Below are 8,130 nucleotides of genomic sequence, written 5' to 3'. Positions count from 1 at the left end.
GGGAAACCAACCCTGTCAGACGGGAGCCTTCGACGTCACATCAGGCTCCAATACCGCGCCAGCGGTTTCGTTCAATCCCCCACGATTCATGGCGTTCGAAATCCGCTCTAATATCACTACCGCGGCGAAAGAAACAGGCGCGACATCACAATTTTTCATACCACTTTGATCTGACGAATACTTCCGCAATTCTCCGTATTGCGCGCCACGACACTCCCGGCGCCGACCCGCTGATGATCCCCGGCGATGCCGTGGACGTTGAGATCGTCGATTATCATTGAGGTCGCCATGACTTATCCCGCCATTGACAACCTGCCCCCGGTTCATCCCGGCGAAATCCTGAGGGACGAACTGGACGCGCTGTCCATGAGCGCCCGCAAGTTCGCAGTCCATATCCAGGTGCCGCCCAACGCGGTCACCGCCATCTTGAACAAAGAGCGGGGCATCTCCGCCAAGATGGCGCTTCGTTTGGGCCAGGCCTTCGGGACCGGCCCAGGCTATTGGATGCGCCTGCAAGACACTTACGACGAAAAATGCGCCCGGGCCGAGTTGGCTGGCACCCTGGACCTGATCACCCCCCTCGCCGGCGGCGAGGGGGGTGATCCCCTCACACGCTGAAATACTTCGCCTGCGGGTGCACCGTCACGATGGCGCTGGTGCTTTGTTCGGGCTCCAGCTGGAACTCGTCCGACAGCGTCACGCCGATGCGGTCGGCACCCAACAGCGCCAGCAATTGCGCCTGATCCTCGATGCGCGGGCAGGCCGGATAGCCGAACGAGAAGCGCGAACCGCGATAGTTCTGCTTCAACAGCTTGTCCATCTCGGCGGCGTCTTCCGCAGCAAAGCCCAGCTCGGCGCGGATACGCTTGTGGACATATTCCGCCATCGCTTCCGCCATCTCGACCGACAGGCCGTGCAGGTACAGGTAATCCTGGTACTTGTCGGCCTTGAACCATTGGTCGGCGATTTCGGTGGCGCGCTTGCCCATGGTCACCACCTGCAGGCCGATGACGTCGCGCACCGGGTCGGAAACCGGCCGGAAGAAGTCGGCGATGCACAGACCACCGTCCTTGCCCTGGCGCGGGAAGGCGAAGCGGGCGGCCTCGGTCTTGCCGTCTTCTTGGAACAGCACCACCGAATCACCGTCCGACGCCGCCTTCCAGTACCCATAGACGCCCTGGGCCTTCAGGATTTCTTCCTTGGCGCAGCGCTTCAGCAGGTCGAGCGCGATGGGCTTCAGCTCCTTGGCGCCCCAGGCCTTGAACTCGTCCAGCGTGCGGCCCTGCTTCTTATAGCCCCAGTGGAACTGGTACAGCATGGTCTCGTTCAGGAACGGAACCAGGTTCTGCAAGGGCACGTTCTCGATGACCTTGGCGCCCCAGAAGGGCGGCTGCGGCGCGGGCACGTCACGATGCAGCTCGGCACGGCGCAGCGCCACCTCGTCCCAATCGACCGGGCGCAGGGTGCTTTCCAGCTTGGGCTGGCCTATGCGCTTGGTATTGCCGGACTTGGGGCCATCGGCACGGGCCTGGACCATGGCGTCGAAGCTGCCATCGGCGACCTTGCTCATCAAATCCAGCCCGTCGAAGGCATCGCGGGCATAGGCGACCCGACCGGCACCATAGGCGGCCCGGCAATCCTCCTCGACATAGCGCCGGGTCAGGGCGGCGCCGCCCAGCAGGACCGGGATGTCGATGCCCTGATTGGTCAGCTCTTCCAGGTTGTCCTTCATGATGACGGTGGACTTGACCAAAAGGCCCGACAGGCCGATGGCGTCGGGCTTGTGCTCGCGCACCGCCTTGATGATGTCGCCGATCGGCTGCTTGATGCCGATATTGTGAACCTTGTAGCCGTTGTTGGTCAGGATGATATCGACCAGATTCTTGCCGATGTCGTGGACATCGCCCTTGACGGTGGCCAGCACGATGGTCGCCTTGGCACTGCCTTGGGCCTTGTCCATGTGCGGCTCGAGCCAGGCGACGGCGGCCTTCATGGTCTCGGCCGATTGCAGCACGAAGGGCAGCTGCATCTTGCCGGAACCGAACAGCTCGCCCACCACCTTCATGCCGTCCAGCAGCAGGTCGTTGATGATGGCCAGCGGCTTCCAGCCTTCCGCCAGGGCGCGGGCCAGGTCGTCATCCAGGCCGGTGCGGTCGCCGTCGATGATGCGGGCCTTCAGGCGTTCCTCGATGGAAGCCGGCAGTTCCTTCTTGTTGTCGGCCGCCTTGCGGTCGCCGAACAGGGCGATCAGCGCCTGCAGCGGGTCGTAGCCCCCCCCCTTCTCGTCTACGCCGCGGCGGTCGAAGATCAGATCCTCGGCGGCCTTGACCTCGTCGGCGGCGATGGTGTGCAAGGGCACGATCTTTGAGACGTGGACGATGGCCCCGGTCATGCCGCGCCGGACCGCATGGTCGCAGAACACCGAGTTCAGCACCTGGCGAGCGGCCGGCTTCAGGCCGAACGAGATGTTGGAAAGACCCAGGACGATGCCGCATTCTGGCAGTTCCTTGGCCAGGCGCTCGATGGCGTCCAGCGTCTCGACGCCCAGTTTGCGGTCGTCCTCGTTGCCGGTGCAGATGGTGAAGGTCAGCGGGTCGAACAGCAGATCGCTGGCCGGCAGGCCGTGCTTGACCACCGCGAAATCGTAAAGACGCTTGGCGATGCGAAGCTTGGCATCGGCATCCTTGGCCATGCCCTGCTCGTCGATGGTCAGCGCCACCACGGCGGCGCCGAACTTCTTGGCCAGGATCAGCCGGTTCTCGGCGTCCTTCTCGCCATCCTCGAAATTGATCGAGTTCAAGATGGCCTTGCCGCCGTAAAGCTTCAGCGCCGCTTCCAGCACCGGCAGCTCGGTGGAATCGACCACCAGCGGCGTGGTGACGGCGCCACGCAGGCGGCTGACCACCTCGGTCATGTCCGACACCTCGTTGCGGCCGACGAAGGCGGTGCAGACGTCCAGGGTGTGGCTGCCTTCCTTGACCTGCTCGCGGGCCATGGCGGTGATGCCGTCCCAATCCTCGGCATCTTGCAGGTCGCGGAACTTCTTCGAGCCGTTGGCGTTGCAGCGCTCGCCGATGGCCAGGAAGGCATTTTCTTGGCGCAACGGCACCTGCGAATAAAGCGACGCCACCGACGGCACCCAATGGAAGCTGCGCTTGGCCGGATTGGGGCGAGTGCCGTTGCCGACCTTCTTCAGCATGGCATGGGTGGCGGCGATGTGTTCCGGCCGGGTGCCGCAGCAGCCGCCCAGCAGGTTGACGCCCATGGAAACGAAACGCTCGTGCCACACCGCCAACTCGTCGGGCAGCAACGGATAGCGGGTCTGACCGTCGACCAGTTCCGGCAGGCCGGCATTGGGCTGGATCGAGATGAAGCCGGGCCAGTTTTCCACCAGCCACTTGACGTGCTCCAGCATCTCTTGCGGGCCGGCGGCGCAATTGAGGCCCATGCTGGGCACGCCCAGCGAATGGACCACGGTGGCGGCGGCGGCGATATCGGCGCCGACCAGCAGCGTGCCGGTGGTTTCCACCGTCACCTGCACCAGGATGGGGATGTCCTTGGCGGCCTGGGCGCAGGCGATCTTGCAGCCATTGACGGCGGCCTTGATCTGCAGCGGGTCCTGGCAGGTCTCGACCAGGAAGGCCGAGACTTGGCCTGCGATCTGGCCGGCCGCCTGGGTGACATAGGCGGCTTCCAACTCGTCATAGCCGATATGGCCCAGGCTGGGCAGCTTGGTGCCCGGCCCGATGGCGCCCAGCACGAAGCGGGCGCGGCCGTCGGCCTTGAATTGCTCGGCCGCTTCCCAGGCCAGCTCGATGGCGGTCTTGTTGAGGTCGAAGGCCTGGTCGGCGATGCCGAACTCGGCCAGCGTCACCGGGCTGGCACCGAAAGTGTCGGCCTCGACCATGTCGGCGCCGGCCTCGAAATACCTGGCGTGGATGCCGCGAATGACGTCTGGGCGGGACTTCACCAGGATCTCGGTGCAGTTTTCCAGCCCCAGGAAATCCTTGTCCACCGACAGGTTCATCGCCTGCACCAGGGCGCCGGTGCCGCCGTCGCACAACAAGACGCGGTCGGACAGATGGTCGAGAATATTGGTCATGGTCGGTTCCTTGCTCGTCACCTCCCCTCGCCCGCGTGCGGGAGAGGGGCCGGGGGAGAGGGCCTTTGCCGGATCGCCTCGGCGATGGTCAGCAAGACACCCTCGATGTTGTCATTCACGTCGTTATTCCAAAATCGAAGAACCTGATAACCCAGGCCCTCGAGAAAGACCGTCCGCTCGGCGTCGGCCGCCGCCTGGGCCTCGAAACCATGCTGCCCGCCATCCAGTTCGACGACCAGGGCCGCCTGCAGACACACGAAATCCACCACATAGGGGCCGATCGGATGCTGGCGCCGCCATTTCCGGCCCTCGAACCGCTTGGCGCGCAGATGGCGCCACATCAGTCTTTCGACGTCGGTGCCGTCGGTGCGTAGCCGGCGGGCCAGAAGGATGTTTCCACGCGGCTTCACTGTGCCTCCGGCCCTCTCCCTCCCCGCTCCCTCTCCCGCGAGCGGGCGAGGGAGAGCCTTTGGTCAGCCCCGCGGCCGAACGCCCAGGATATGCGAGATCGCATAAGCCAGGTCGGCGCGGTTCAGGGTGTAGAAATGGAAGTCCGAAACGCCGTCGGCGGCCAGCGCCCGGCATTGTTCGGCGGCGACGGTGGCGGCGACCAGGCGCCGGGTTTCCGGGTCGTTATCCAGGCCTTCGAACAAGGTGGCCATCCAGCCCGGCACCGAGGCACCGCAGGCGGCCGAGAATTTCTGCACCTGGGCGAAATTGGTCACCGGCAGGATGCCCGGCACGATCGGCACGGTGATGCCGGCGGCGACGGCACGCTCGCGGAAACGCAGGAACACCGCCGGGTCGAAGAAATATTGCGAGATCGCCCGGGTGGCGCCGGCATCGACCTTGGCCTTCAGATTGTCGAGATCGAAGGCGGCCGACGGCGCGTCGGGATGCATCTCGGGATAGGCCGCCACCGAAATCTCGAAATCGGCGATGCGCTTCAGGCCGCGGACCAGATCGACGGCATAGCCATAGCCGCCGGGCGTCGGCACATAGGCCCCCGACCCTTCCGGCGCGTCGCCGCGCAAGGCGACGATGTGGCGGATGCCTTCATCCCAATAGCGCCGGGCGATGTCGTCGACCTCGCCCTGCACATGACCGACGCAGGTCAGGTGGGCGGCCGGCTTCAGGCTGGTCTCGCGGGCGATGCGGACCACGGTGTCGTGGGTGCGTTCCCGCGTGGTGCCGCCGGCGCCATAGGTCACCGAGACGAAGGCCGGCGCCAAGGGCTCCAGGCGCTTGACGCATTCCCACAGGGTTTCCTGCATCTTCTCGGTCTTGGGCGGGAAGAATTCGAAGGAAACCTTGACCGGCTGGGCCGAGGCGACAGCGATGGGAAGGGGTGAGTTCACCGGTTATGCTCCTTGTTTCACGACTTGCCGGGGTTTCACGACTTGCCGGGATTTCACGACTTGATGGCCCGCCACAGGACCACGGTCAATGGGTCGCCCGCCAGGCGGGTCTGGCCGTCGGACCGAAGGCCGGCCGCACTCAGCCAGCCGTCCACCTCGGCATCGGAAAAGCCCAGGCGGCGATGGGCATGCTGGTCGCGCAGCAATTCCAACGCGTGCGGGGCCAGATCGACCAGAACCAGCAGGCCGCCGGGCTTCAGCACCCGGGCGGCTTCCGCCACCACGCGGGCCGGCTCGGCGGCGTAATGCAGCACCTGATGGATGGTCACCGCGTCGGCCGAGGAATCGGCCAGCGGCAATTGGGTGATGTCGCCCTGGCGGACCATGCAATGGCGGCAGCCGGCCCGTTCCAGATTGGCGCGCGCCACCGCCAGCATCTCGCGCGACAGATCGATGCCGACGCCGCGCTGGATGTGGGGGGCCAGCACTTCCAGGATGCGGCCGGTGCCGGTGCCCATATCGACCAGATCGGCGATCCGGCGCCCGGCCATGGTGGCGACCAATGCCTGCTCGACCTGGGCATCGTCGACCTGCAGCGAGCGGATCTGGTCCCAGCGCGAGGCGTTCTCGGTGAAATAGGTCTGGGCCCGGGCCGCCCGCGCGGCGCGCACCTGATCCAGCCGTTGACGATCCAGCGCCAGGGTGGTGTCGCCCGCCGGCAACATCGGCAGCAGCGAGCGGGCCAGGTCGGCGCCGGTTCCGGTGGCGGCCAGCCGGTAGAACACCCAAGCGCCTTCGGGGAAGCGGTCCAGCAGGCCGGAATCGCACATCAGCTTCAGGTGTCGGCTGACCCGGGGCTGGCTTTGGCCAAGGATGTGGGTCAGTTCGCTGACGGTCAGGTCGCCCTGGGCCAGCAACGACAGCAGCCGCAGCCTGGTGGGCTCGGCCGCAGCGCGCAAACCTGACAGGACACGTTCCACCCGACACCTCCGACCCTATCGTCAGAAAGATATAAACATATCTTTATGCGGAATAGAAGCGGAAATGCAGCTAAGACCCGACACGGCTGTTGCCAAAATGCATCGGTGTGGCGAGGGCCTGCCCGGAATCGACTCATCCCCCCTGGCGTTCGGGTTGGGAACGTGTTACCTCAATTGCGCCGGGAACCATTCGACGGCGTTCGCCTGCTTGTGCATTCGTGCACGAGTTCGTAAAACAAGAAGGTCAATCTAGGTATCCGAAGAATCGACATGCCAACCTTCATTCCTCGCGCCGCGCTCTCCCGTATCGCCGTTTCTCTGGTTTCGCTGGCCCTGGTGGCCGGCTGCGCCGCGCCGCCGCCCGCCGACGACAAGGAGGCCGTGGCCGAGTTCGAGCAGTTGAACGACCCGCTCGAGCCGATGAACCGTGCGATCTTCGAATTCAACCAGGTTGTCGACAAGGCGCTGCTGAAGCCGGTCGCCCAGGGTTACCGCCATGTCGTGCCGGCCTTCGGCCGCGACCGCGTCCGCGATTTCCTGAACAATCTCAGAAGCCCGATCATCCTGGCCAACGACCTGTTGCAGGGCCAGCCCGACCGCGCCATGCAGACGGCGATGCGCTTCGCCTTCAACACCGGTTTCGGGGCCGCCGGCCTGTTCGACGTCGCCGCCCCCGGCGGCCTGCCCTTCCATGACGAGGATTTCGGCCAGACCTTCGCGGTCTGGGGCATCGGCGAAGGCCCCTATCTGGTGCTGCCGATCCTTGGCCCGAGCAACCCGCGCGACACCGTCGGCCTGGCCGCCGAATGGCTGGTCGATCCGCTGAACCTGCATTTGGACCATGTCGGCCAGGATTGGGCGATCTGGACCCGTGCCGGCATGTACGGCGTGGACAAGCGCGAGCGTTATCTCGACAAGCTGGACGAGATCGAGCGTGGTTCGCTGGATTATTACGCGTCGCTGCGATCGATGTACCGCCAAATTCGCGCCACCGAGGTCAAGAACGGCACCGTCGATTTGAAGACCACGCCGTCCCGAGAGAAGCGTTGATCCGATGCTGAGCCGTCGTCACCTTCTGGCCGCAATCGTCAGCACTTTCGCCCTGGTGTCGTCGCCGGCCTCGGCTTTCGCCGACCCGGCGGCCGGAGACTTCATCACCAAGCTGGCCGACACCGCCATGACCACCGTGGCGGCGAAGGGCCTGTCGGATGACGAGCGCGCCAAGCGCTTCCGCACCCTGTTCATCGATAATTTCGACCTGCCCGAGATCGGCAAGCTGGTCCTGGCCCGCCATTGGTCGGCCCCCACCACCACCGACGAGCAGCGCACCGAATTCGTGCGTTTGTTCGAGGAAATCCAGGTCCTGACCTGGGCGCGCCGTTTCAAGGACTATTCCGGCGAGAAGCTGGAAATCCTGGCCATCGAACCGGGGACGACCGGCGACCTTCAGGTCGAATCGCGCATCAAGCGCGAGAAGCTTGACCCGATCATGGTCGGCTGGCGCGTGCGCAAGGCCGGCGCCATCTACCGTGTGCTGGACATCAAGGTCGAAGGTGCCTCGATGGCCCAGACCCACCGCGCTGAATATTCCTCGGTGATCCAGGCCAATGGCGGCACCGTCGATGGCCTTCTGGCCGCGATGCGCAAGAAGATCACCCAGCTTCAGGCCGAATCCAAGACCAACTGAGCG

The 8,130-nt window shown here is 65.0% G+C and carries 7 protein-coding genes; 3 read left to right on the top strand and 4 right to left on the bottom strand.

Annotation, left to right across the window (positions count from 1 at the left end; translation table 11 throughout):
• Positions 1-288 precede the first annotated feature (288 nt).
• Positions 289-618, top strand: a complete 330-nt coding sequence (locus tag A6A05_RS07000) for a HigA family addiction module antitoxin (protein WP_068498818.1) — start codon at positions 289-291, stop codon at positions 616-618.
• Here the strand turns inward: A6A05_RS07000 and metH are convergent.
• From metH to A6A05_RS06980, 4 genes are all read right to left on the bottom strand, one after another.
• Positions 608-4,102, bottom strand: a complete 3,495-nt coding sequence (gene metH / locus A6A05_RS06995) for a methionine synthase (RefSeq protein WP_068498816.1) — start codon at positions 4,100-4,102, stop codon at positions 608-610. The genes A6A05_RS07000 and metH overlap by 11 nt on opposite strands.
• A 17-nt stretch (positions 4,103-4,119) precedes the next feature.
• The gene (locus A6A05_RS06990) at positions 4,120-4,512 is read right to left on the bottom strand and encodes an endonuclease domain-containing protein (protein WP_068498814.1); all 393 of its coding nucleotides are present in this window, start codon (positions 4,510-4,512) and stop codon (positions 4,120-4,122) included.
• Between the two features lie 63 nt (positions 4,513-4,575).
• Entirely contained in the window at positions 4,576-5,460 is an 885-nt protein-coding gene (metF, locus tag A6A05_RS06985; RefSeq protein WP_068498810.1) for a methylenetetrahydrofolate reductase, read from the bottom strand.
• 53 nt (positions 5,461-5,513) lie between these two features.
• Positions 5,514-6,440 carry an ArsR/SmtB family transcription factor gene (locus A6A05_RS06980; protein ID WP_068498808.1) on the bottom strand — a complete coding sequence of 309 codons (927 nt, stop codon included), beginning with the start codon at positions 6,438-6,440 and terminating at the stop codon, positions 5,514-5,516.
• 270 nt (positions 6,441-6,710) lie between these two features.
• Here A6A05_RS06980 and A6A05_RS06975 point away from each other — a divergent pair, with 270 nt between their 5' ends.
• Together A6A05_RS06975 and A6A05_RS06970 are read left to right on the top strand one after the other, a co-directional pair.
• A complete protein-coding gene (locus A6A05_RS06975; RefSeq protein ID WP_082910765.1) occupies positions 6,711-7,490 on the top strand; it encodes an MlaA family lipoprotein in 780 nt (259 codons plus the stop codon).
• Positions 7,491-7,494: 4 nt separating this feature from the next.
• Positions 7,495-8,127, top strand: a complete 633-nt coding sequence (locus A6A05_RS06970; RefSeq protein WP_068498807.1) for an MlaC/ttg2D family ABC transporter substrate-binding protein — start codon at positions 7,495-7,497, stop codon at positions 8,125-8,127.
• The last annotated feature ends 3 nt before the right edge of the window (positions 8,128-8,130 follow it).

The sequence above is a fragment of the Magnetospirillum moscoviense genome, assembly GCF_001650635.1.
Taxonomy (GTDB): Bacteria; Pseudomonadota; Alphaproteobacteria; order Rhodospirillales; family Magnetospirillaceae; genus Magnetospirillum; species Magnetospirillum moscoviense.
Note: the sequence above shows the minus strand (reverse complement) of the source record. Positions and strands in the feature narration are given on the sequence as shown.